This window comes from Nocardioides sp. URHA0020, from assembly GCF_000620705.1.
Taxonomy (GTDB): Bacteria; Actinomycetota; Actinomycetes; order Propionibacteriales; family Nocardioidaceae; genus Nocardioides.
Genome location: NZ_KK211167.1, coordinates 442,991 through 463,956 on the forward strand (window position 1 = coordinate 442,991; position 20,966 = coordinate 463,956).

General features: G+C 72.2%; 22 protein-coding genes, 1 tRNA gene and 1 pseudogene. 9 read left to right on the forward strand and 15 right to left on the reverse strand.

What is annotated here, in order from left to right:
* Positions 1–8 precede the first annotated feature (8 nt).
* Positions 9–1,742 carry a SpoIIE family protein phosphatase gene (locus N542_RS24430; RefSeq protein WP_051551607.1) on the reverse strand — a complete coding sequence of 578 codons (1,734 nt, stop codon included), beginning with the start codon at positions 1,740–1,742 and terminating at the stop codon, positions 9–11.
* Between the two features lie 90 nt (positions 1,743–1,832).
* Positions 1,833–2,435 (reverse strand): LysE/ArgO family amino acid transporter, encoded by a 603-nt coding sequence (locus tag N542_RS0110800; RefSeq protein ID WP_028643924.1) that lies wholly within the window; start codon positions 2,433–2,435, stop codon positions 1,833–1,835.
* A 70-nt stretch (positions 2,436–2,505) separates the two neighbouring features.
* On the opposite strand from N542_RS0110800, the gene N542_RS0110805 reads away from it, so the two are divergent.
* On the forward strand, positions 2,506–3,381 hold the full coding sequence (locus N542_RS0110805; RefSeq protein ID WP_028643925.1) for a LysR family transcriptional regulator ArgP: 876 nt from the start codon (positions 2,506–2,508) through the stop codon (positions 3,379–3,381).
* Here N542_RS0110805 and N542_RS24435 read toward each other — a convergent pair.
* Positions 3,338–4,297, reverse strand: a complete 960-nt coding sequence (locus tag N542_RS24435; RefSeq protein WP_051551608.1) for a DMT family transporter — start codon at positions 4,295–4,297, stop codon at positions 3,338–3,340. The two genes, N542_RS0110805 and N542_RS24435, sit on opposite strands and share 44 nt — an antisense overlap.
* Between N542_RS24435 and N542_RS0110815 the strand changes: the two genes are divergently transcribed.
* Positions 4,296–5,732, forward strand: a complete 1,437-nt coding sequence (locus N542_RS0110815; protein ID WP_028643926.1) for an aminotransferase-like domain-containing protein — start codon at positions 4,296–4,298, stop codon at positions 5,730–5,732. The two genes, N542_RS24435 and N542_RS0110815, sit on opposite strands and share 2 nt — an antisense overlap.
* A gap of 45 nt (positions 5,733–5,777) precedes the next feature.
* Here N542_RS0110815 and N542_RS0110820 read toward each other — a convergent pair whose 3' ends face one another.
* The gene (locus N542_RS0110820) at positions 5,778–7,634 is read right to left on the reverse strand and encodes an acyl-CoA dehydrogenase (RefSeq protein WP_028643927.1); all 1,857 of its coding nucleotides are present in this window, start codon (positions 7,632–7,634) and stop codon (positions 5,778–5,780) included.
* A 142-nt stretch (positions 7,635–7,776) separates the two neighbouring features.
* On the opposite strand from N542_RS0110820, the gene N542_RS0110825 reads away from it, so the two are divergent.
* Positions 7,777–8,235 (forward strand): RrF2 family transcriptional regulator, encoded by a 459-nt coding sequence (locus tag N542_RS0110825; RefSeq protein ID WP_028643928.1) that lies wholly within the window; start codon positions 7,777–7,779, stop codon positions 8,233–8,235.
* Between the two features lie 84 nt (positions 8,236–8,319).
* Positions 8,320–8,793, forward strand: coding sequence for a nuclear transport factor 2 family protein (locus N542_RS0110830; RefSeq protein ID WP_028643929.1), 474 nt, complete (start codon positions 8,320–8,322; stop codon positions 8,791–8,793).
* On the opposite strand, the gene N542_RS0110835 is transcribed toward N542_RS0110830, so the two are convergent.
* A complete protein-coding gene (locus tag N542_RS0110835) occupies positions 8,759–9,334 on the reverse strand; it encodes a TetR/AcrR family transcriptional regulator (protein WP_028643930.1) in 576 nt (191 codons plus the stop codon). The genes N542_RS0110830 and N542_RS0110835 overlap by 35 nt on opposite strands.
* A gap of 61 nt (positions 9,335–9,395) precedes the next feature.
* Here N542_RS0110835 and N542_RS0110840 point away from each other — a divergent pair, with 61 nt between their 5' ends.
* Entirely contained in the window at positions 9,396–9,887 is a 492-nt protein-coding gene (locus tag N542_RS0110840) for an FBP domain-containing protein (protein WP_028643931.1), read from the forward strand.
* Here the strand turns inward: N542_RS0110840 and N542_RS0110845 are convergent, their stop codons facing one another.
* The 5 genes from N542_RS0110845 to N542_RS0110865 form a co-directional block, all read right to left on the reverse strand.
* Positions 9,888–10,526 carry a DUF2461 domain-containing protein gene (locus N542_RS0110845; RefSeq protein WP_028643932.1) on the reverse strand — a complete coding sequence of 213 codons (639 nt, stop codon included), beginning with the start codon at positions 10,524–10,526 and terminating at the stop codon, positions 9,888–9,890.
* A 25-nt stretch (positions 10,527–10,551) separates the two neighbouring features.
* A complete protein-coding gene (locus tag N542_RS0110850) occupies positions 10,552–11,655 on the reverse strand; it encodes a hypothetical protein (RefSeq protein WP_028643933.1) in 1,104 nt (367 codons plus the stop codon).
* Positions 11,655–12,980, reverse strand: a complete 1,326-nt coding sequence (locus tag N542_RS0110855; protein ID WP_028643934.1) for a C39 family peptidase — start codon at positions 12,978–12,980, stop codon at positions 11,655–11,657. Before N542_RS0110855 ends, N542_RS0110850 begins: the two co-directional genes overlap by 1 nt.
* 217 nt (positions 12,981–13,197) lie before the next feature.
* Positions 13,198–13,273, reverse strand: a tRNA-Gly gene (locus N542_RS0110860).
* Between the two features lie 35 nt (positions 13,274–13,308).
* Positions 13,309–14,082 carry an SGNH/GDSL hydrolase family protein gene (locus tag N542_RS0110865; protein WP_028643935.1) on the reverse strand — a complete coding sequence of 258 codons (774 nt, stop codon included), beginning with the start codon at positions 14,080–14,082 and terminating at the stop codon, positions 13,309–13,311.
* 85 nt (positions 14,083–14,167) lie between these two features.
* Here N542_RS0110865 and dcd point away from each other — a divergent pair, with 85 nt between their 5' ends.
* Positions 14,168–14,743, forward strand: a complete 576-nt coding sequence (dcd, locus tag N542_RS0110870; RefSeq protein WP_028643936.1) for a dCTP deaminase — start codon at positions 14,168–14,170, stop codon at positions 14,741–14,743.
* A gap of 49 nt (positions 14,744–14,792) precedes the next feature.
* Positions 14,793–15,746, forward strand: a complete 954-nt coding sequence (locus tag N542_RS0110875) for a siderophore-interacting protein (protein WP_036507299.1) — start codon at positions 14,793–14,795, stop codon at positions 15,744–15,746.
* A 2-nt stretch (positions 15,747–15,748) separates the two neighbouring features.
* On the opposite strand, the gene N542_RS27500 is transcribed toward N542_RS0110875, so the two are convergent.
* The 3 genes from N542_RS27500 to N542_RS0110890 all read right to left on the reverse strand — a co-directional run bounded on the left by N542_RS27500 (position 15,749) and on the right by N542_RS0110890 (position 17,372).
* On the reverse strand, positions 15,749–15,904 hold the full coding sequence (locus N542_RS27500; RefSeq protein ID WP_155992976.1) for a hypothetical protein: 156 nt from the start codon (positions 15,902–15,904) through the stop codon (positions 15,749–15,751).
* 11 nt (positions 15,905–15,915) lie between these two features.
* Entirely contained in the window at positions 15,916–16,740 is an 825-nt protein-coding gene (locus tag N542_RS0110885; RefSeq protein ID WP_028643938.1) for a DUF4097 family beta strand repeat-containing protein, read from the reverse strand.
* A 98-nt stretch (positions 16,741–16,838) separates the two neighbouring features.
* Positions 16,839–17,372 carry a toxin-antitoxin system HicB family antitoxin gene (locus N542_RS0110890; protein WP_036507302.1) on the reverse strand — a complete coding sequence of 178 codons (534 nt, stop codon included), beginning with the start codon at positions 17,370–17,372 and terminating at the stop codon, positions 16,839–16,841.
* 194 nt (positions 17,373–17,566) lie between these two features.
* On the opposite strand from N542_RS0110890, the gene N542_RS0110895 reads away from it, so the two are divergent.
* The gene (locus N542_RS0110895) at positions 17,567–19,312 is read left to right on the forward strand and encodes a sodium:solute symporter family protein (RefSeq protein ID WP_028643940.1); all 1,746 of its coding nucleotides are present in this window, start codon (positions 17,567–17,569) and stop codon (positions 19,310–19,312) included.
* Positions 19,313–19,322: 10 nt separating this feature from the next.
* Positions 19,323–19,586 (forward strand): hypothetical protein, encoded by a 264-nt coding sequence (locus N542_RS24440; RefSeq protein WP_036507305.1) that lies wholly within the window; start codon positions 19,323–19,325, stop codon positions 19,584–19,586.
* Here N542_RS24440 and N542_RS0110905 read toward each other — a convergent pair.
* Both N542_RS0110905 and N542_RS24445 read right to left on the reverse strand, forming a co-directional pair.
* Positions 19,568–20,536 (reverse strand): PASTA domain-containing protein, encoded by a 969-nt coding sequence (locus tag N542_RS0110905; protein WP_028643941.1) that lies wholly within the window; start codon positions 20,534–20,536, stop codon positions 19,568–19,570. The genes N542_RS24440 and N542_RS0110905 overlap by 19 nt on opposite strands.
* 77 nt (positions 20,537–20,613) lie before the next feature.
* Positions 20,614–20,966, reverse strand: a pseudogene (locus N542_RS24445) (Fe-S cluster protein); the annotation flags it as partial.

Here is a 20,966-nt window from a genome sequence, read left to right on the forward strand (position 1 = left end):
CCTGCACCCTAGACGCGGAGGCGGACGGCGAGCACCGCGACGTCGTCGGCCAGGTGCCGACCGACGAGGTCACCGAGGAGCGCGTCGAGGAAGTCGTCGACGCCGAGCGCGTGGTGGCGGCGTACGGCGTCGGCCAGCCGGTCGAGACCGTCCGTGATCGTCTCGCCGCGACGCTCCACGAGGCCGTCGGTGTAGAGCAGCACGGTGGACCCGCGCGGCAGCCGGGCGGTGCCGTCGACCCGCTCGGTGTCGGGCTGCACCCCCACCATCAGGTCCGGGACGCCCTCGTCGAGGAACACCACCTCGCCGTCGGAGGTGACCAGCAGCGGAGGCGGGTGGCCGGCGTTCGTCCAGTGCAGGGTCCGTCCGTCGGAGCCGTCCTCGGCCTCGACCCGGGCGTAGACGAGCGTCGCCATCGCGTCGACCGCGAGGTCTTGCATCGCCCGGTCGAGGCGCTGGACCTGCGCGGCGGGGCCGTCGCCGAGCGTCCAGGCGATGGTGCGCAGCATCGTGCGCAGCTGGCCCATGACGGCGGCCGCGGCGATGTCGTGGCCGACCACGTCGCCGACCATCAGGCTGGTCGCTCCGGACGGCGTGACGACCACGTCGTACCAGTCCCCGCCCACCTGGTCGCGCGACGCGGCCGGCCGGTAGCGCGCGGCGAGCTCGAGGCACTCCGACTCGGGGAGGGCAGGCAGCAGGGCGCTCTGCAGGGTGACCAGCGCGTCCAGCCGCTCCTGCAGCAGCCCCGCGCGCTGCACCGCCTGGGCGGAGTACGACGCGAGCGCCTCGATCGTGACCCGGTCCTCCTCGGTGAGCGGGTGTGCCGACTCCCAGACCAGGGCGAGCGTCCCGAGCACGGCGCCCCGGGAGATGAGCGGCTGGAACGAGCGCGCCTCCCCGACCTGCTTGACGGTGTCGAGGTGCGGGTAGAGCGCGTTCTGGACGTCCTTGTCGCTGAAGTACTCCGCTTGGCCGTGGACGGCCGCGCCGCCCATCGGGTTGGTGTCGTTGTAGGGCAGCACGGCGTTGCGCACCGCCGACTCCCAGGTCACGGTCGGCGGCGCCACGAAGGTCAGCACCTCTGGGGCGTCGTGGCCGGCGCCCTCCTCGTCGCCCCGCAGCCAGATCCCGGCGTGCAGGCACCCGAGCTGCCCGACCGCGATCAGCTCCACGGCACCCGCGACGTCCGACATCGTCGTCGTCCCGGACAGGCCCTCGCTGAGGGCGAGCAGCACCCGGCTGCGGTGGGTCAGGTCCTGGGCGGCTCGCTCGCCGACGGCGGCACGGCCGCGCAGGCCGCGCTCGGCGAGCTCCGCCGAGCAGGCCGCCGCGAGGTCCTCGAGCATCTCCAGGTCGTACGACGTCCACGCGCGCGGCTCGGTGTCGATCGCGCACAGCGATCCGACGATCGTGCCGGTGTGGTCGGTGATGGGCCAGCCGGCGTACGCGATCACCCCGAGCTCGGGGATCGCCGGGTTGCTCCGGAGCCGCTCGTCCAGACGGGCGTCGGCGATCACGACCGGCGCCCGGTCGGCGACGACGTACTGGCAGAAGGAGTGCGACAGCGGGGTCTCCCGGGCCACGTCCACGTCCGTCGGCAGCCCGCACGCCCCGGGGAAGACCTGGCGTCCCTCCTCGATGAGCGAGACGAGGGCGATCGGCGTGCCGAGGACCCGCGACACCAGTCGGGCGTAGCGGTCCAGCGAGGGGTCGGCGGGCGACCCGCCCGGCGCGTCCATCTGGGGTCTCCTCCCGTTGGCCGCAACCTATCGGTCCACCGCGTCGGTAGGCCCGCCAACCGGGGATTCCACCCATTCGGGGGGTGCGGCTCACCCGAGGGCGAGCTGGAGCGCGATGAGCAGCATCACGACCCCGATCAGCACGTCGAGCACCTGCCACGCGCGCGGCCGGGCCAGGACCGGACTGGCGAAGCGGGCGCCGAAGCCCAGACCGCAGAACCACAGGATGCTCGCCGTGGCCGCGCCCGCCGCGAACCACCAGCGACCCGTCGAGCCCTCGTGGTTGGCGATGGTGCCGAGCAGGAGCACAGTGTCCAGGTAGACGTGCGGGTTGAGCCACGTGAGAGCGACGGCGCGTACGGCGACGCCGCGCCGGCTCGCCGTCGTCGTCTCGGCGGCGCGCAGCGACTCGGGCGTGCGCGCCCGCAGCAGCGAGGAGACGCCGTACCAGCCCAGGAAGGCGACGCCGAGCCACCGGACCACGTCGAGCACCCACGGTGCGTGCTCGACGATCCGGCCGATGCCGCCGACGCCGGCGGCGATCAGCACGACGTCGGACAGCGCGCAGATGGCGACCACCAGGCCGACGTGCTCGCGCGCCAGGCCCTGGCGCAGCACGTAGGCGTTCTGCGCGCCGATCGCGACGATCAGCGAGAGGCCGGTCAGCAGTCCGGCAGCGGTGGAGTCGAGCACCGGGCCAACGCTAGGTGGCTCCGTCGATGAAGACCAACGAATGTTTCTTCAAGTCCATTAGCGTGGCTTCATGGACATCGCACCGGCCCAGCTCGCGGCGCTGGTCGCGATCGCCGACCACGGCACCTTCGACGCCGCAGCCCGGCACCTGCACGTGACGGCATCGGCCGTCAGCCAGCGGATCCGGGCCCTCGAGTCGGAGGTCGGCCAGGTCGTGCTCCGGCGTACGACGCCGTGCCGGCCCACACCCGCCGGCGAGGTGCTGATCCGGCTGGCCCGGCAGAGCCGGCTGCTGCACGACGAGGTCCGCGACGCGCTCTCCCACGGCCACGTCGGCATCGTCGACCTCCCGGTCGCGGTCAGCGCCGACTCGCTGGCGACCTGGTTCCGAGCCGCGCTCGTCGACGTCGCGGGCTGGTCCGACGTGGCGCTCCGGCTGCACGTCGAGGATCAGGGCTACACGGCCGAGCTGCTGCGCAGCGGCGACGTGCTCGCCGCCGTGACCTCGGACCCGACGCCGGTGCAGGGCTGCTCGATCGAGCTGCTCGGTCACCTGCGCTACGTCCCGGCCGCGACCCCGGCGTTCGTCGAGCGGTGGCGCAGCGGCCGGGGCCTCCGCTGGGCAACGATGCCGATGGTCGTCTTCAACGAGAAGGACTCCCTCCAGCACGACCTGCTCGCTGCCCGTGGCGTCGAGGTCCCGCCGGTCGCGCACCGGGTGCCGACCTCGGCGGACTTCCTCGAGGCGGTCTCGCTCGGACTCGGCTGGGGGATGATCCCGCATCCGCAGCTGACCCCGCTCGTCGCGTCGGGCCGGTTGGCACCGCTGGTGGCGCGGTCGTACGTCGACGTGCCGCTGCACTGGCAGCGCTGGCGCCTGGACTCGCCGGTGCTCGACCGGCTCAGCGACGTCGTACGTCGAGCGGCGCGGGCCGGGCTGCGCTGACGCCGAGGCGCGCCCGCACGGCGGTGGCGGCACAGGCGATGACGGCGGTGCCGCCGAGCACCGTCGCCCAGGTGAGCGGCTCGTGCAGCAGCAGCGCGGCCCAGCCGATCGTGAGCACGGGCTGGACCAGCTGCACCTGGCTGACCTGCGTCATCGGGCCGATGCCGAGTCCGCGGTACCAGGCGAAGAAGCCGAGATACATGCTGACGACGCCGAGGTAGGCGAACGCCAGCCACTCGAGCGGACCGCCGGTCGGTGGCTGCCGGTGGATCGCCAGGCCGGCGGCGCCGACCATCAGCGGGGACGCGAGCACCAGTGCCCACGACACCGTCTGCCAGGCGCCGAGCTCCCTGGCCAGCAGCCCGCCCTCGGCGTACCCGACCGCGGCGGCGAGGACGGCACCGAAGAGCAGCAGGTCGGAGCGGTGCAGGCCGCCGAGGCCGCCGCCCTGCAGCGCGGCGAACCCCACCGCGACCACGGCTCCGACCGCTGCCATCACCCAGAACCTCGTGGGTGGCCGCTCGTGCCCGCGGACGACCGCCAGCACCGCGGTCGCCGCCGGCAGCAGCGCGATCACGACGGCGGCGTGGCTGGCCGAGACGGTGGTGAGTGCGTACGACGTGAGCATCGGGAACCCCACGACGACGCCGGCGGCCACGGCCGCGAGCCGACCCCACTGCCGGCCGTGCGGCAGCCGCGGGCGGGTGAGGACCAGGGCCACTCCAGCGAGCAGCGCCGCGACGACCGCGCGGCCCGACCCGATGAAGAGCGGCGACATCCCGCCGTCCACCGCGACCCGGGTGAAGGGCACCGTGAACGAGAACGCGACGACCCCGACCAGTCCCCACCACAGTCCGCTCTGACGTGTGGGTAGCGCCGTCGGCAGTGAGCGAGTAGCGCTACTGTTGTGACTCATGTCTGACGATAGCAGTGGGCGCCTGGTGGCGGTCCTGCGCCAGTGGATCGCCACCGCGCCCCCCGGTGCGCGGCTGCCGTCGACCCGTGCCCTCGTGGCCGAGCACGGTGTCAGCCCGGTCACCGTGCAGAAGGCGCTGCGAACACTCGGGGCCCAGGGCATGGTGGAGAGCCGGCCCGGGGTCGGGACGTTCGTGCGGACCGTCCGCGTGCCGCGCGCCCACGACCACGGCTGGCAGACCGCCGCGCTCGGTGCTCCGCCGCTGCGCGGCCCCCGGCTCTCGACCGCGCTGCGGACGACGTCGAACGACGTGATCGCCCTGCACTCCGGCTATCCCGACCGGGAGCTGCTCCCGGAGCGCCTGGTCCGGGCCGCCTTCACCCGGGCCGCCCGCAGCGACGCCGCGGTCAGCAGGCCCCCCGCCGCCGGGCTGCCGGAGCTGCAGGCCTGGTTCGCCGGCGAGCTCGGCGCGGCCGGCCCCGTCGGGGTGGCGCCGCCGAGCCCCAGCGACGTGATCGTCGTCCCGGGCAGCCAGAGTGGTCTGAGCACGGCGTTCCGTGCCCTGGTCGGCGCCGGACGCCCGCTCGTGGTCGAGTCCCCGACGTACTGGGGTGCCATCCTCGCCGCCGGCCAGGCCGGCGTGCAGCTGGTGCCGGTGCCCAGCGGACCGCACGGCCCGGACCCCGACGAGCTCGCCCGCGCCTTCGCCCGCTCGGGTGCCCGCGCCTTCTACGCGCAACCGAGCTTCAGCAACCCGACCGGCGCGCACTGGTCGCCGACGCTGGCCGACGCGGTGCTCGACGTCGTCCGGCAGCACGGCGCGTTCCTGATCGAGGACGACTGGGCGCACGACTTCGGCATCACCGCCGACCCGGTGCCGATCGCGGCGCGTGACGACAGCGGCCACGTGGTCTACCTGCGCTCGCTCACCAAGAGCATGTCACCGGCCGTCCGGATCGCCGCCGTGATCGCCCGTGGCCCGGCCCGCGAGCGGCTGCTCGCCGCGGCCCAGGCGGAGTCGATGTACGTCAGCACGCTGCTGCAGGCGGCGGCGTACGACGTGGTGACCCAGCCCGGCTGGCGCACCCACGTGACCGGGCTGCGCCAGCAGCTGGCGGCCCGCCGGGACCTGATGGTCCGGGCGCTCGCCGAGCACGTGCCGACGGCGAGCCTGGACGCCGTACCGGCCGGCGGGCTGAACCTGTGGCTGCGGCTGCCCGACGGCACGGACGTGCTCGCGCTCGCCCGCGGCTGCGAGAGCGCCGGCGTGGTGGTCGCACCCGGCGACGAGTGGTTCCCGGCGGAGCCGACCGGCGCCTACGTCCGCCTCAACTACGCCGGGCCCGACCCCGGGTCGTTCCCCGAGGCCGCCCGGATCATCGGCGAGACGCTGGAGACGCTGGAAATGGCGAGTCGGCGCCGGCTCTCAGACTGAGCTGAGAGCCGGCGCCGACTCGGCGAGGGCTCGGATCGACCCGGCTCAGAAGGCCGACTCGTCCAGGTCCATGATCGCGAGGTCGACGGTCTCCGCGAGCTGACGCTCGGCGGCGATCTTCGGCAGCACGGTGCGGGCGAAGTACTGCGCGGCCGCGACCTTGCCCTCGTAGAAGGCCTGGTCCTTGCCCGGGTCGCCGCCGAGCTTGGCGAGCGCGACCTCGGCCTGGCGCAGCAGCAGCCACGAGCAGACGACGTCGCCGAGCACCATCAGCAGGCGGCTGGTGTTGAGCCCGACCTTGTAGATGTTGCGGGTCTCGTCCTGTGCCGACATCAGGTCGTTGATCATGTGGCCGACGATCGCCTGGGCGTCGTCGAGGGCCGTCGCGAGCAGCTCGCGCTCGACCTTGAGCCGGCCGTTGCCGGCCTCGCTCGCGATGAACGCCGAGATCTCCGTGGCCAGGTGGCCGAGGGCGGCGCCCTGGTCCTTGACGATCTTGCGGAAGAAGAAGTCCTGGCCCTGGATCGCGGTGGTGCCCTCGTAGAGGGTGTCGATCTTGGCGTCGCGGACGTACTGCTCGATCGGGTACTCCTGCAGGAAGCCGGAGCCGCCGAAGGTCTGCAGCGACTCGGTGCCCAGCAGCGTCCAGGACTTCTCCGAGCCGTAGCCCTTGACGATCGGCAGCAGCAGGTCGTTGACCTTCTCCGCCAGCTCGTCGCGCTCGCCGTTGTGCTCGGCGATCATGACCTGGTCCTGCCAGGTCGCGGTGTAGAGCACCAGGGCGCGCATCGCCTCGGCGTACGACTTCTGCGTCATCAGCGAGCGGCGTACGTCGGGGTGGTGGGTGATCGTCACGCGCGGCGCGGTCTTGTCCGCGGACTGCGCGAGGTCGGCGCCCTGCACGCGCTCCTTGGCGAAGTCGAGCGCGTTGAGGTAGCCGGTCGACAGGGTGGCGATGGCCTTGGTGCCCACCATCATCCGGGCGTTCTCGATGACCTGGAACATCTGCGCGATGCCGTTGTGCACCTCGCCCAGCAGGTAGCCGACGGCCGGCTCGCCGCCGCCGACGCCCGGGTCGCCGAAGGTGAGCTCGCAGGTGTTGGAGACCTTGATGCCCATCTTGTGCTCGACGTTGGTGACGTAGGCGCCGTTGCGCTCGCCCAGCTCGCCGGTCTCGAGGTCGACGTGGAACTTCGGCACGATGAAGAGGCTGAGGCCCTTCGTGCCGGGGCCGCCCGCCCCCTCGACGCCGACCGGGCGGGCCAGCACCATGTGAATGATGTTGTCGCTGAGGTCGCCCTCGGCGGAGGTGATGAAGCGCTTGACGCCCTCGATGTTCCAGGTGCCGTCGGGGTTCTGGGTGGCCTTCGCGCGGCCGGCGCCGACGTCGGAGCCCGCGTCGGGCTCGGTCAGCACCATCGTGGTGTTCCAGCCCCGATCGACGACCAGCTGGGCGATCCTGCGGTCGCGCTCGTTGCCGTTGCGGTAGATGACGCCCGAGAACGCCGGGCCGGCGCCGTACATCCAGATCGCCGGGTTGGAGCCGAGCACCAGCTCGCCGAGCGCCCAGTTCAGGCTGGACGGTGCCGGGGTGCCGCCGAGCTCCGCCATCGTCCCGAGGCGCCAGTACTCGGCGTCCATCCAGGCGTGGTAGCTCTTCTTGAACGACTCCGGCAGCGGTGCCGTGTTGGTCGTCGGGTCGAAGACGGGCGGGTTGCGGTCCGCGTCGACGAACGACTCGGCGAGCTCCTCGCGGGACAGCCGGTCGACCTCGGACAGGATCTCTCGAGCGGTCTCGGTGTCGACCTCGGCGAACGGGCCGGTGCCCAGGACGTCGCCGCGGCCGAGGACCTCGAAGAGGTTGAACTCGATGTCGCGGATGTTGCTCTTGTAGTGGCTCACGGCCCCACCTTCGCGCTTGATACTCGTCAGTAACCCTCAGAATACGTACTGGCCAGTAACCTTGCAACACGGGGGTCCCGAACTCTGGGGACTAGACACCAAGGTCGAGTGAACAAGTCGACACATCTGACACACTGGACGCATGCGAGTTTCCGCCAAGTCCGACTACGCCCTGCGTGCGCTGATCGAGATGGCCACGCGGGCCGACGGCAGGGCCGTGAGCGCGGAGGAGCTAGGTCGGCTCCAGGAGATCCCGCACGGTTTCCTCCAGGCGATCCTGGCCGACCTGCGCCGGGCGGGCGTCGTGATGTCGCAGCGCGGCCAGTCCGGCGGCTGGCGGATGGGTCGGCCGGCCGCGGAGGTCTCGGTGGCCGACGTGATCCGTGCCGTCGACGGGCCGCTCGTCTCCGTCTACGGGCTGCGGCCCGAGGCGGTCACCTACAACGAGGCGGCCGACGTGCTGCAGCACGTGTGGATCGCCGCCCGTCGCTCGCTGCGCGACGTCTTCGAGCGGGTCTCGATCCAGGACCTCGCCGACCGCAAGCTCCCCGAGGCGGTCACCTCGCTGTCGGCCGACGAGGACGCCTGGCAGCCGCACTGAGCCGCACCGAGCCGCACCGGGCCGCCCGCGATGCGGTGCCTGGCGAGACTAGAACGTGTTCCACTTCACGCCTAGGATGCGGCCATGATCACCTCCGACGCCATCACGTGGAACGCGCCGAACGACGACCACCCGGCGCGCGCCGCCTCGCAGCGGTCGTACTCCGCCGTCGCGAAGGGCGATCTCGCCGAGTGGCTGACCGTGTACGCCGAGGACGCGGTGCTCGAGGACCCGGTCGGCCCGTCGATGTTCGATCCCGAGGGCCGCGGTCACCACGGGCACGAGGGGATCTCGGCCTTCTGGAGGCTGGCGATCGAGCCGATCGACATCTTCGAGTTCGACATCTGCGAGTCCTTCGCCAACCCGGGCAGCAACACCTGCGCCAACATCGGCCGGATCAAGACGTCCTTCGCGGACGGCAGCTACACGATCACCGAGCTGATCATGGTCTACGTCGTCCACGACGACGGCAGGGTCGCCTCGATGAAGGCCTTCTGGGAGCCCGAGCGGACGATGGCGAGCTTCACGAAGCCGAGCTCGACCACTGCCGCAGGGTGAGGTCGAGGGCGTCGAGGATCCGGGCCCAGCTCTCCTCGCTCGCCGGCGCGCTGTGCTCGAAGCTGCCGCCGACCTCGAGCGCGGTGAACCCGTGGACGACGCTGCCGATCAGGCGCACGGCGTGCACGGCGTACGCCTCGTCGAGCGGGTAGCCGCGCAGGACCGAGCGGGTGAGGGTGGCGTGCCGGCGGGCCGCCGGGACCGCGACCGAGTCCGCCGCCAGCCGCAGGCGCGTGGCGGCGTACCTGCCGGGGTGCCGGCCCGCATAGTCGCGGTACGCCGAGGCCAGCGCGACCAGGGCGTCCTTGCCCGACCGACCGGCGACGGCCTCCCCGGCCAGGTCGGCCAGCTCGTCCAGCGCCAGGCGGGCGATGCCCTCCTGGAGGCCGGTGGCACCGTCCACGTGGGAGTAGAGGCTGGCCGTGCGGACGCCGAAGGCGCGGGCGAGCGCCGACACGGTGACCGCCTCGAGCCCGACCTCGTCGGCCAGCTCGGCGCCGGCCCGGACGACCCGTTCGCTGGTGAGACCTGCTCGTGGCACCGTTCCCCCTGCATCCAGTAGTGATTTGCCTAAACACTATAGGCGACCTACCGTCGGGCAGGTGGAAGCCCTGCTCGAGCCCGAGATCCGCGCCTCCTTCGTGAACTGCACGAAGGGCGAGGCGCGTCGCCTGAACCTGCCCCGCGACCTGACCGAGCAGCCGTGGTCGGACCTGGACTACCTCGGCTGGCGCGACCCGCAGGCGCCGGCCCGCGGCTACCTGGTGGCCGAGCACGGCGGCCGCCTCTGCGGTGTCGTGCTCCGTGCTCCGCAGGCCGGCACGGCCCGACGGTCGAGCATGTGCTCGCTGTGCCTCACCGTCCGCTCCGGCGGGGTGTCGCTGATGGTGGCGCCCCGTGCGGGACGGGGCGCTCAGCAGGGTCACTCCGTCGGCACCTACATGTGCGCGGACCTGACCTGCTCGCTCGTCGTGCGCGGGAAGGCCGCCACGTCCGGTCCGGTCGTCCACGAGACCCTGACGACCGAGCAGCGGGTGGCGCGGCTGACGTCGAACCTCGACGAGTTCCTGGCGCGGGTGCTCCGCCCGGCCTGATCAGACCTGGGTGTGCCGGGCGCACCACTCGACGAGCGGCCGCATCGCCCGCCAGTCCGCGCGCACCAGGTCGAGGAGCTCCGGGGTCTGGACGACCGCCTCGAAGCCGAGCGGGTGCCCGACGACCAGTGAGCGGTGCCGGAGCAGGTCGATGCGCGGGTGGTCGGCGTCGTACCCACGGGGGGTGGTCTTGAGGCGGTCGCCGCTGATCTCGAAGCCCTTGCGGGGCAGGGGCTTGAGGATCTTCTCCAGCTCGGGCCCGAACCGGTCGTGCGCGACGGCCTCGCGGAACGCCGCCAGCCGGGGACCGCTCGCCTCGTAGAACCCGGCACCGGTGCGGACGCCGCGCGGCGACAGCTCGACGTACCAGCCGGTCGACTCGCCCATCCGCACGAACGCGCCCTGGTGGGTCTTGTACGGCGTCTTGTCCTTGGCGAAGCGGACGTCACGGTAGGGCCGGAAGACCTTGGCCGGTCCGAACTCCGGCTCGAGCGCCGCGCACAGCGCCGTCATCGGCGCCTTGACCGCGTCGGCGTACACCGCCTTGTGCTTCTCCCAGAACGACTTGGTGTTGTCGACCTCGAGGTCGTCGTAGAAGTCGAGCGCCGCGACGGGGAACCCGGTGAAGCCTGCAGTCACGCCAGCCAGCCTAGGCGGCGCGTCCTCAGAGGTCGGCCGTGACCTGCTCGTCGCCCGAGGAGGTGCGGGCGGTGAGGGTGATGGTGTCGCCTCCGCAGCGGGGCGCCTCGACGAACGCCTCGCCCTGCGGTGACTCGTAGACCACCGAGAGGCCGTCTTGAGGATCCCAGCGCAGCAGGGTCGCGGGGTCGCCGTCACGCTGCGGGTCGCGGGTGAAGTACGCCGCGTCGTCGCACCAGGTGAGGCTGCCCGCCGTACCGGGGCCGAGGTCGAAGTAGCCCGTGCCGACGCGGGCATGGAGGTCGGCCTCCTCGACCTGCTGCTCGTCGGGGATCACCGACCAGATCGCGCCGTCCTCGATCGCGAGGCCGTCCCACGCCGTGCAGTCCGCGACGTCGGCGAATGGGGTCGCGGCGCCGTCGGCCACCGTGACGACCGTGCGGCAGGCGGGCTGGCCGTCGTCGAAGGTCAGCAGCGAGTCGCCGCCAGGGCCGAGGCGGGCGCCGTTGAAGCCGCTCCGCCTCGGGGCGCACCAGGCGACCTCTGAGGCGCGGCTCGCCAGGTCGACCGAGGCCAGGCAGTAGGCGCCCTTGTCGGTGGTCGCGTGCAGCACGCGCCCGTCGCCGAGCGCCCAGGTGCCGCCGTTGACGGTCGGTACGTCGGACCTCCCGTCGAGCGTGAACGACCTCCCGGTCGCGAGCTCGGTGACGGTGGCCCGGCTGGGCTTCTCCTCCGTCTTGTCCTGGAGCACGACGACGGCCCAGTCCTCGTCGAGCAGCGCGTCGCTGACCCGCCACCCGGAGGACCCGCCGCCGCCACCGGCGCTCGGCCCCGACAGCTTCCACTGGTCACCCTCGTCGAGGACGCTGAGGGTCCAGTCCTCGTTGCGGGTCACCGTGTCGTCGACGGAGCCGTCGACCGGCTGCCAGTCGAGCAGGTCGGTCGCGGCGTCGAGCGCGAGCGGGGCGTCGACCGTGCCGCCGGAGGGCGGCTGGTCGCTCGGCTGGTCGGTCGGGCCGGTCGCGGACGTCGCCGACGGGGTGCGCTCGGCGCGCGGGTCGTCGGGGTCGTCGCTCCCGCAGGCGACCAGGGTCACCAGCAGCAGCGTCGCGGCGGCGTACCGCAGCATCAGACGCCGACGTTGTGGAGGAAGTGGGCCTGGTTGGCGCGGTAGCTCTTGTAGGCACGGCGCCACTGGACGCGGGCGATGTAGGGCTCGGACGGGTCGAAGCGCTGCTGGTTCCAGGGCTCGAAGTAGCCGAGGAGGGTGGGCTTGGCGCCGTTCTTGTCGTAGCCGCGACCGACCTGGTAGTGCCCGGAGGCGTCGTCGTCGAGGTACGGGTAGTAGCGCTTGAGCAGGGCCGGGTGCAGGACGACCGGCGCGCGGTAGTCGTGGATGTGGCGCATCATCAGCAGCATCCACTGGTTGAAGGACCAGTCGCCGATGTCGAGGGTGACGTAGGTGCCGGCCCGCTTGGGGCTGTCCCAGGTCGTGGTGCGGTTGATGACGCGGACCATGTCGGTGATCGCGGTGCCGCCGGTGGTCGTGCCGAGCTTGTCCGCCCAGTACTGCTGGCTGTGGGCCTTGCCCGCGCCCCACGCGATCATCTGCATCGAGGTCGGGCCGCACCAGTACGTGCGCTTCTGCTCGGTCACGCGCTTGACGGTCATCACCGTCGACCGCTCCGGATAGCTGCGGGCGGTCTTGGGCTTGGTGCTGGCGGCCGACGGCTTGGGCTTCGGCTTGGCGCTGGCCTTGGTCGACGCGGCGGCGCTGCTCGGCTTGGCCGAGGCACTCGGCTTCGGGGACGCCGTGGCCGTGCGGGCGGCGGTCGGCACGGCGACGGTGGCGCGGGCCTCCGGGTGCCGGGCCAGGAAGCCGGCGGGCAGCGCCACGCCCTGCATCTCGTGGCGCAGCAGCCACACCTTGGCGACCGAGCGAGCGGCCAGCTCGAGCTCGCTGCGCTCGGAGCGGGCGCGGGCGGCGGGCGACATCCGCGCCGTACGCGCCAGGGAGGCCGCGGCGTCGAGGTCACCGGTCCGGTCGACGGCGGCGACCCGGCCCGTCATCCGCGCGGCGGAGGCGACCCGGTCCTGGACGTCGGCCTGCGTGTCGTCGGTCCACCCGACACCGAGGCAGTAGCGCTGTCCGTCGAGGTCGGCGCAGCGCACCAGCTGCGCGGTGCTGCGCGCGAGCGCGGTCGGGGTGGCGCGGCCGACGAGGCGGCCCGCGGACCGGCCGGCGGCGACCACGCGGTCGATCTCGGACTGCATGGCCGGGGTGACCCGGGACGGGCCGACGGCGTTGGCAGGGAGCAGCGCGGACGCCGCCTGGTCGCCGGACGGACGGAGTCCCCCGTCACCACCGTGGTGGCCGCGGGGGACGAAGGGCGTGAGCGCCAGGAGCAGCGCCAGGGCGCCGACGGATAGAGCGATGGCGCGGGGGCGGGACATCAGAACCTCGAGTCCGGAAGGGGGAAGGGGACGCGGCCCCACCACTGTCACCCTGGCCACTTGGATAGTCAAGCGCACCGTGAGTCACACCAGTCACAGGCCACGAAGACGGATCGGCTGGTACGGCGCGGGCCTGAGGAGAAGTCCGGCGTACGCCGGGGCGGGCGTCGCGCGAGTGGGCACGAGTGGGCGCAGGTGGGCCAGGGGTGGAGACGAGTGGAGCGGATGACGAGATTCGAACTCGCGACATCGACCTTGGGAAGGTCGCGCTCTACCAGCTGAGCTACATCCGCACGACCACGGGCCGGAGCCGGCGGTCGCGGCGATACTAGTCGATCGGGAGCAGCGTGGGGCGCTTGGGGTCGAGGCCGTCGCCCGACGATCGGCCGGTCAGCCGGCGGTGCACCCAGGGCGCCGCCGACCCGCGGATCCAGGCGAGGTGCTCGCGGCGCTGCTCGGCGCGGGAGAGCGCCGGACGGTCGGTGAGGGGGAGCGGTGCCAGGTCGTGGGGTACGCCGAGGGTGTCGAGCACCTCGGTCGCCATCCGCTGGTGACCGGCCGGGCCGAGGTGCATGCGGTCGGCGTCCCAGTAGCGCCAGTCGCGGTACTCCCGCATGGTCCAGAAGTCGACGACGGTGGCGCCGTGCACGCGGGCGCTGGTGCGCACGAGCTCGTTGTAGAGGGCGAACCGCCCGCGCAGGGGGCGGTAGATCGCCGAGCCGCCCGGGTCGAACGCGGTGAACACCAGCAGGCGGGTGCCGGTGGCCGCGAGCCGACCGAGCGCCTCGTCGTACCGCCCCACGATCGCGTCGATGTCGACCTTGGGCCGCAGGATGTCGTTGGCGCCGGCGTAGATGGTGACCAGGTCGGGCCCGAGCGCGAGGGCGGGCTCGATCTGCTCGTCGAGGATGCCGGGGAGCTTGCGGCCCCGGATCGCGAGGTTGGCGTAGCCGAAGTCCGTCGCGCCCGCGCGGGCGTCACGGGCCAGGACCTCGGCGACCCGGTCGGCCCAGCCGCGCAGGCCGTTGGGACGGGTCGGGTCGGGGTCGCCGACGCCCTCGGTGAAGGAGTCGCCGAGGGCGACGTACCGCTGGAAGCTCACGGCTCCATCGTCCACCCACCGGGTCGTCCGCCTGAGGCCGGCCCATAGCCAGGCGAGAGGCGGACGACCCGGATAGGGTCACACCGTGCTGCTGTCAGACCGCGACATCCTGGGCCAGATCGACGCCGGCCGGATCGCGCTGGACCCCTGGGATCCCGCGATGCTCCAGCCCTCCTCGGTCGACGTGCGCCTGGACCGCTTCTTCCGGGTCTTCGAGAACCACCGCTACCCGCACATCGACCCCGCGGCCGACCAGTCCGACCTGACCCGCGAGGTCGAGCCGGACGGCGACGAGCCGTTCATCCTGCACCCGGGTGAGTTCGTGCTGGGGTCGACGTACGAGGTCATCTCGCTGCCCGACGACATCGCCGCCCGGGTCGAGGGCAAGTCGTCGCTGGGCCGGCTCGGCCTGCTGACCCACGCGACCGCCGGGTTCGTGGACCCGGGGTTCTCCGGGCACGTCACCCTGGAGCTGGCCAACGTCGCGACGCTGCCGATCAAGCTCTACCCGGGGATGAAGATCGGGCAGTTCTGCTTCTTCCAGCTGACCTCGGCCAGCGAGCACCCGTACGGCTCGGCGAAGTACGGCTCTCGCTACCAGGGGCAGCGCGGTCCCACGCCGTCGCGGTCCTTCCAGAACTTCCACCGCACGTCCATCTAGGACGCTCCCGCCACGGCGGCCGGGTCTGAAGTTAGGTTAGCCTAACTTCATGACCACGACCCAGCAGTCCCTGCCGATGATCCTCGACGAGGTCGAGGTGGTCCGCGTGGAGCGGCTGTCGCCGTCCTTCGTCCGGGTCGAGCTCGGCGGCGCCTGCCTGGCCGACTTCGGGGTCGACGGACCGCTCTACGACCAGCGGATCAAGCTGGTCCTCCCGCACGAGGACGGCCCGGTCCCGTCGTTCGAGGGGGCCGACGACTCCTGGTACGCCACCTGGCTCGACCGTCCGGTGGCGGAGCGCGGTCACATGCGCACCTACACCGTCCGCGACGTGGTCGGCGAGGGCCCGGACACGCGACTGGTCGTCGACATCGTCGTGCACCCCGACGACCACGGCGCCCCGGGGCCGGGATGTGCGTGGGCCGCTCGAGCGGCAGTCGGGGACCGGCTGGTCCTGATCGCGCCGCGACGCGGCGACTTCTACGGCGGCATCGAGTTCCAGCCCGGTACGGCGAGCCGCCTGCTGCTCGTCGGCGACGAGACCGCCGTGCCGGCCGTCTGCGCGATCCTCGGCCACCTGAGACCCGATGCGGTCGGCGCGGCCTTCCTCGAGGTGCCGACCTCCGCCGACGTGCTGACGGTGCCGCACCCCGAGGGGGTCGAGGTGGTCTGGCTGCCGCGCGACGGGGCCGACCACGGCGCACCGCTGCGCGCCGCGGTGCTCCACCACCTCGGCGTCGGGGCGCCCGCCGTGGGCAGCGACGAGCCGGACGAGGTCGACCCCGATCTGTGGGAGACCCCGACGTACTCGTCCTCGGGCGAGGAGGTGGAGGGCGCCGCGACGGTGGTCGGTCACGACCTCGACGGCATCTACGCCTGGATCGCGGGGGAGTCCGGCGTGGTCACCGCCCTGCGTCGGGTCCTGGTCAAGGATCTCGAGGTGGACCGGCGCCAGGTGGCGTTCATGGGCTACTGGCGACGCGGTGTCGCCATGCGCGGGTAGGGCTAGCTGTCGACGGCGTCGGCGATCCGACGCAGCCGCTGGGCCAGCAGGTGCCGGTGCGTGCTGGACGCCATCTTCGGGGTGCTGGCGCGAGCGATCCGCTCGGCGAGCTGCTGCCGGTTGATCTCGGCGTCGATGGTCGGGTTGCTGAACTCCATGACGGCTCCTCCTAGGACTCGGCGAGGACGACGTCCCCGCTGACGGTGCGGGCTCGGACCTCGACGTGGTCGGCGCCCTTCGCGGGCTGACCGGCGCTGGTGAGGGTGGACCGGATCTCGCCGCTGACGGTGGTGATGTCCGTCCACACCGGCACCCCGGCAGGGATGCCGACGCGGACGTCGCCGGAGGCACCCTTGGCGGTGACCCGGCCTCGGTGGGCGCGGTTGACCACGAGGTCGCCGGACCCGGTCGTGAGGGACAGGTCGTGGGTCGACTCGCCGACCTCGAGGTCTCCGGAGCCGGTCTTCACGACCGTGGGCCCACCGGTCGACCCCAGGCGTACGTCGCCGGAGCCGGTCGACACCGAGACCACCCCGGTGGAGCTGCCGACGACGATGTCACCCGACCCGCTCTTGACCTTGAGAGCGCCGCGCGCCTGCTCGATGCGGATGTCGCCGGAGCCCGTCTCGGTGAGGAGTGGGCCGCTCGCCGCGCCGACGTGCACGGTGCCGGACCCGCTCTTCAGCTTCGCGGTGCCGACGTCGCCGGTCAGGCTGATGTCCGCGCTGCCGGTGCGGACCACGACGTTGCTGTCGGTCGGCAGCGTCACGCGGACGTCGAGCTTGTGGTCGCCGCCGAAGAAGCTGCCCAGCTGCTTGGGCCCGACGACGCTGATCTGGCCCCGGTCCTCGCGGACGGTCACCTGGTCGGCGTCGCGGCCGGTGATCGTCACCTCGGTCTGCGCGGTGTCGGTGGCGGTGACCGCGACCAGGCCGCGGCCGATCTCGACGAAGAGGTCGATGGGCTGGGGGGTGTCGAAGTGCTGCTCGGTCATGATGTCTCCTGCGTGAGGGTGTGGTCGTCCGCGGGACCGGCGGTACGCCGGGCCCGTGGTCGAGCTGCTGGGGAGGTGCTCGGTCTCGACCGGCTGCGCTACGCCCAGCCGGTCATGCGCTTGCTGCCGCGCTTGCCGCCGAAGGGGTCGCTGCCCCCGACGAACGGGATGCTCGAGAGGTCGATGTCCACGTTGATGGCGCCCTCGCGGGTCGCGCCGCGGACCACGTTGACCAGCCAGGTGTTGAGCGAGTGGCCGGACCTGGTGGCGAGCTCCTCCGCCTTGGCCTTGACCGACTCCGGGATGCGCAGCGTGATCCGGGCGACGCCTCCGTCCTCCTCGGGCTCCTCCGCGGAGGGCGGCGGGGGCGGGGCCGGCGGATCGGGCGGCGCCGGAGCGTGCACGGCGAACTCGAGCTCCCGGCCGCTGAGCCGGACGTCGACGCCGCCCGACGGCAGCTCGGCGGTGATCTCGGCGGCCGCCTGCGAGATGGCCTCCATCAGGGCCAGCCGGGCGGCCGGGTCCAGGGCGAAGGCGAGCCGCTCGGTCACGGCGCGGGCCTCGGGCCCGGCGGCGTCCGCCGCCGCGAGCAGATCGCGACGCAGACCCTCGACGTACGGGGTGATGTCCATGTGCACCACTGTGACATCACCATGACGTCACGTCAACCCGTGCCTGACGTCACTCCGGTGTCGTGGGCGCGCACGGGGCGGCGCAGGGCCGGCGCAGGGCCGGCGCGAGGTTTGTGCGGCGCCGTTCGTGGGCACCAGCCCCGGTGGTCCTTCCGGGAGTTCACCACCGGATCGGTGCACGAGAGGCGCACTAGATGTCGAGTCCGACTGTTTTGGCCACCACCCTCATCGACGCGAAGTTCGTCGACTACCTGATCATCCTTCTGTACTTCGGGGTGGTGCTCGGCATCGGGCTGCTGGCCCGGCGCCAGGTCTCCGACTCCCTCGACTTCTTCCTGTCGGGGCGCTCGCTGCCGGCGTGGGTCACGGGCCTCGCGTTCATCTCCGCCAACCTCGGCGCGGTCGAGATCATGGGCATGTCCGCCAACGGCGCCCAGTTCGGTCTTCCGGCCGTGCACTACTTCTGGGTGGGCGCCATCCCGGCGATGCTCTTCCTCGGCGTCGTGATGATGCCGTTCTACTACGGCTCGAAGGTGCGGTCGGTCCCGGAGTTCATGTTCCGGCGCTTCGGCACCGGGGCCCACCTGGTCAACTCGATCTCGTTCGCCGTCGCGCAGCTGCTGATCGCCGGCATCAACCTCTTCCTGCTCGGCAGCATCGTGCACGCGCTGCTCGGCTGGTCGCTGTGGGTGGCGCTGATCGTCGCCGCCGTCATCGTCCTCTCGTACATCACCCTCGGTGGCCTGAGCGCCGCGATCTACAACGAGGTCCTGCAGTTCTTCGTGATCGTCGCCGCGCTGCTGCCGCTCACGCTGATCGGCCTGCACCGGGTCGGTGGCTGGGACGGCCTGACCGACGGCATCACGAAGGCCGCCAACGCGCACCCCGACACGATCGCCCCCGCCGAGCAGCAGCTGAACTCGTGGCCGGGCAACGCGCTGACCGGCTTCACCTCGGACTTCTGGTCGGTCGTCGGCATCGTCTTCGGCCTCGGCTTCGTGCTCTCCTTCGGCTACTGGACGACGAACTTCGTCGAGGTGCAGCGGGCGATGGCGTCCAACTCCATCTCCTCGGCCCGCAAGACCCCGATCATCGGCGCCTACCCCAAGATGTTCGTCCCCTTCATCACGATCATCCCCGGCATGATCGCGGCGGTCCTGGTCAGCGAGATCGCCAAGTTCAAGTCCGGGGAAGCGGTCGCTGGCGGGGCCTCCGGGGAGGGGGTCACCTACAACGACTCCCTGCTGCTGTTGATGCGAGACGTCCTGCCCAACGGTCTGCTGGGCGTGGCGATCGCCGGCCTCCTCGCCGCGTTCATGGCCGGCATGGCCGCCAACATCTCGGCGTTCAACACCGTCTGGAGCTACGACCTCTGGCAGCGGTACGTCGTCAAGGACCGCAGCGACGAGTACTACCTGCTCGTGGGCCGGCTCGCCACGGTGGCGGCGGTCGTCATCGCGATCTTCACAGCTAGCCTCGCGTCGAACTTCTCGAACATCATGAACTACCTGCAGACGCTCTTCGGGTTCTTCAACGCACCGCTCTTCGCCACCTTCATCCTCGGTATGTTCTGGAAGCGGATGACGCCGACCGCCGGTTGGGTCGGCCTCGTCGCCGGCACCGTCTCGGCCGTCGCGGTGGCCTTCCTCTCCGAGGACGCCTTCGGCTCGTGGAGCACCGGCGTCATCCCCATCGGCGGGCAGGGTGCCTCGTTCGTCGCAGCCGGTGCAGCGTTCGTGGTCGACATCGTGCTGAGCATCGCGGTCTCCATGGTGACCCAGCCCAAGCCGGCCTCCGAGCTGCGCGGTCTGGTCTACTCGGAGACACCGCGCGAGGACCTCGTGGATCCCGACGAGGCCGGTCGTCCGTGGTACCAGCGCACCCTGCCGCTCGCCGGCATCGCGCTGGTGCTGGTCATCATCTTGAACCTGATCTTCTGAGGAGCCTGACATGGCACAGAACCAGCACACCGCGGGCGCCTTCGACATCCGCAACATCATCGGCGCGCTGATCGGCCTGTACGGCGTGATCCTCACCGTGATGGGGATCTTCGGCGACCAGGAGCGCGACAAGACCGGCGGCGTCAACGCCAACCTGTGGGCGGGCCTGGTGATGCTCGCCATCGGCCTGGCCTTCCTGGTGTGGGCCCGGCTGCGGCCGGTCGTCGTACCCCCGCACCAGGAGCAGGTCGCGGATCAGGACGAGGTCCGGTAGAGCACGACGCTGTCGATGCGCCGGGACTCGTCGCGGTAGATCTCGACGCGCAGCGGGCAGCCGCGGCGATCGGCCGAGCGGACCAGGAACGCCACGACGTCCGCCGTACCGGCGACGGAGGGGTCGGGGACGCCGCACCGCCCCAGTCCCTCGGTGGCCGCGATGACGCGGACGGCCGGGACGGCGTACGTCAGCGGGTGCTGCTGGACCAGCGATACGTCGCGGGAGGCCGTGCGCAGCGCGCCCAGGACGCCGCTGGCCTTCCAGGACGCGGGGTCGGCGGCCTCGCGTCCGGTCAGGATCTGGGCCGGGCCGTCGCCTGGGTAGACCCACACCCGCGGCGCGAACGCCGGCGCCGGCCCGTGCCCGTTGGCGAAGTCGAGCAGCTGCCAGGCGAGCTCGCGCTCGCCGTAGTCGGTCAGGCAGGAGACGTCGGCCGGCAGCGCCGTGTAGACGACGACGTGATCGCCTCGGTCGTACGGCGCACCCGCGGCGGGCTCGCTCGCCACGACGCGGTCGCGCACCTCGCACGAGCGGAACGGCCGCTGCTGGACCTTGAGCCCCCGCTTCTCGAGCAGCGCGCTGGCCGCGTCTCCGTCGTACCCGAAGAGCGACGGCATCTGGTCGGCGCGCAGGTGGTCGGCCGGCGGTGGCTCGGGTCGGGTGAGCGCTACCACGGTCCCGACAGCCCCCAGGACGGCGACCAGTCCGGCCGCGACCAGCCAGCCTCGGCTCCGCTGTCGCGATGAGCGCTCGGGGGGCCCGAGGACGGCGTCGGCGAGCGCCTGCCGGACGACCGGGTCGGGGTCCTCCGCGCGGCGGATCCGGCGCTGCTGCCTGTTCAGGACCCGGTCGACCAGCGCCGGCGCCTCGTCGTCCGGGACGCCGAGCTCGGCAGCGGCGCGCAGCAGCGAGTGCCAGCGCGCGTCGCGGTACTCCCGGGGATCCATGTCGACTCCTGTTCGGAGCCGACGCTACGCCTGGATGGGATAGCCCTCCGATCGGCCGCGGCCGATGCGCCTGCCGGTCAGAGGTCGAAGAGCGAGCCCGTGGCGTGGATGTCGACGTCGGTCTTCGGCTGGTGGGCCTCGCCGCTGGGCTGCGGGTTCTGCTCGGGCTCGGTCGGCTTCGGCTCGGTCGGCTCCGGCGCCGTCGTCTCGGGCTCGGTCGGCTCCGGCTCCGTCGGCTCCGGCTCCGTCGTCTCAGCCTCGGGCTCGTCGCTGGCCGCGGCCGTTGCCGCCGCGCTCAGGGCCGCGCCGTCCAGGGGCCGAGCCGGTGGCTCCGGCTCCGGCTCCTTCTCGGGTGCGGAGGTTTCGTCGACGCTCGCTGGCGCTCGCTGCTCGACCACCGGGTCCGGGGTGGGCTTCGCGGCGGGTGCCG

What these genes read in the sequence shown, in the direction of transcription:
- N542_RS0110850 (WP_028643933.1), bottom strand. Translation starts at nt 11,655, where the DNA reads ATGCTGCGGTACGCCGCCGCGACGCTGCTGCTGGTGACCCTGGTCGCC.
- N542_RS0110875 (WP_036507299.1), top strand. Translation starts at nt 14,793, where the DNA reads ATGACCACGACCCAGCAGTCCCTGCCGATGATCCTCGACGAGGTCGAG.
- N542_RS0110905 (WP_028643941.1), bottom strand. Translation starts at nt 20,536, where the DNA reads ATGGATCCCCGGGAGTACCGCGACGCGCGCTGGCACTCGCTGCTGCGC.
- N542_RS0110895 (WP_028643940.1), top strand. Translation starts at nt 17,567, where the DNA reads ATGTCGAGTCCGACTGTTTTGGCCACCACCCTCATCGACGCGAAGTTC.
- N542_RS0110825 (WP_028643928.1), top strand. Translation starts at nt 7,777, where the DNA reads ATGCGAGTTTCCGCCAAGTCCGACTACGCCCTGCGTGCGCTGATCGAG.
- N542_RS27500 (WP_155992976.1), bottom strand. Translation starts at nt 15,904, where the DNA reads ATGGAGTTCAGCAACCCGACCATCGACGCCGAGATCAACCGGCAGCAG.
- N542_RS24430 (WP_051551607.1), bottom strand. Translation starts at nt 1,742, where the DNA reads ATGGACGCGCCGGGCGGGTCGCCCGCCGACCCCTCGCTGGACCGCTAC.
- N542_RS24435 (WP_051551608.1), bottom strand. Translation starts at nt 4,297, where the DNA reads ATGAGTCACAACAGTAGCGCTACTCGCTCACTGCCGACGGCGCTACCC.
- N542_RS0110830 (WP_028643929.1), top strand. Translation starts at nt 8,320, where the DNA reads ATGATCACCTCCGACGCCATCACGTGGAACGCGCCGAACGACGACCAC.
- N542_RS0110890 (WP_036507302.1), bottom strand. Translation starts at nt 17,372, where the DNA reads ATGGACATCACCCCGTACGTCGAGGGTCTGCGTCGCGATCTGCTCGCG.
- N542_RS0110855 (WP_028643934.1), bottom strand. Translation starts at nt 12,980, where the DNA reads ATGTCCCGCCCCCGCGCCATCGCTCTATCCGTCGGCGCCCTGGCGCTG.
- N542_RS0110815 (WP_028643926.1), top strand. Translation starts at nt 4,296, where the DNA reads ATGTCTGACGATAGCAGTGGGCGCCTGGTGGCGGTCCTGCGCCAGTGG.
- N542_RS0110885 (WP_028643938.1), bottom strand. Translation starts at nt 16,740, where the DNA reads ATGACCGAGCAGCACTTCGACACCCCCCAGCCCATCGACCTCTTCGTC.
- N542_RS0110805 (WP_028643925.1), top strand. Translation starts at nt 2,506, where the DNA reads ATGGACATCGCACCGGCCCAGCTCGCGGCGCTGGTCGCGATCGCCGAC.
- N542_RS24440 (WP_036507305.1), top strand. Translation starts at nt 19,323, where the DNA reads ATGGCACAGAACCAGCACACCGCGGGCGCCTTCGACATCCGCAACATC.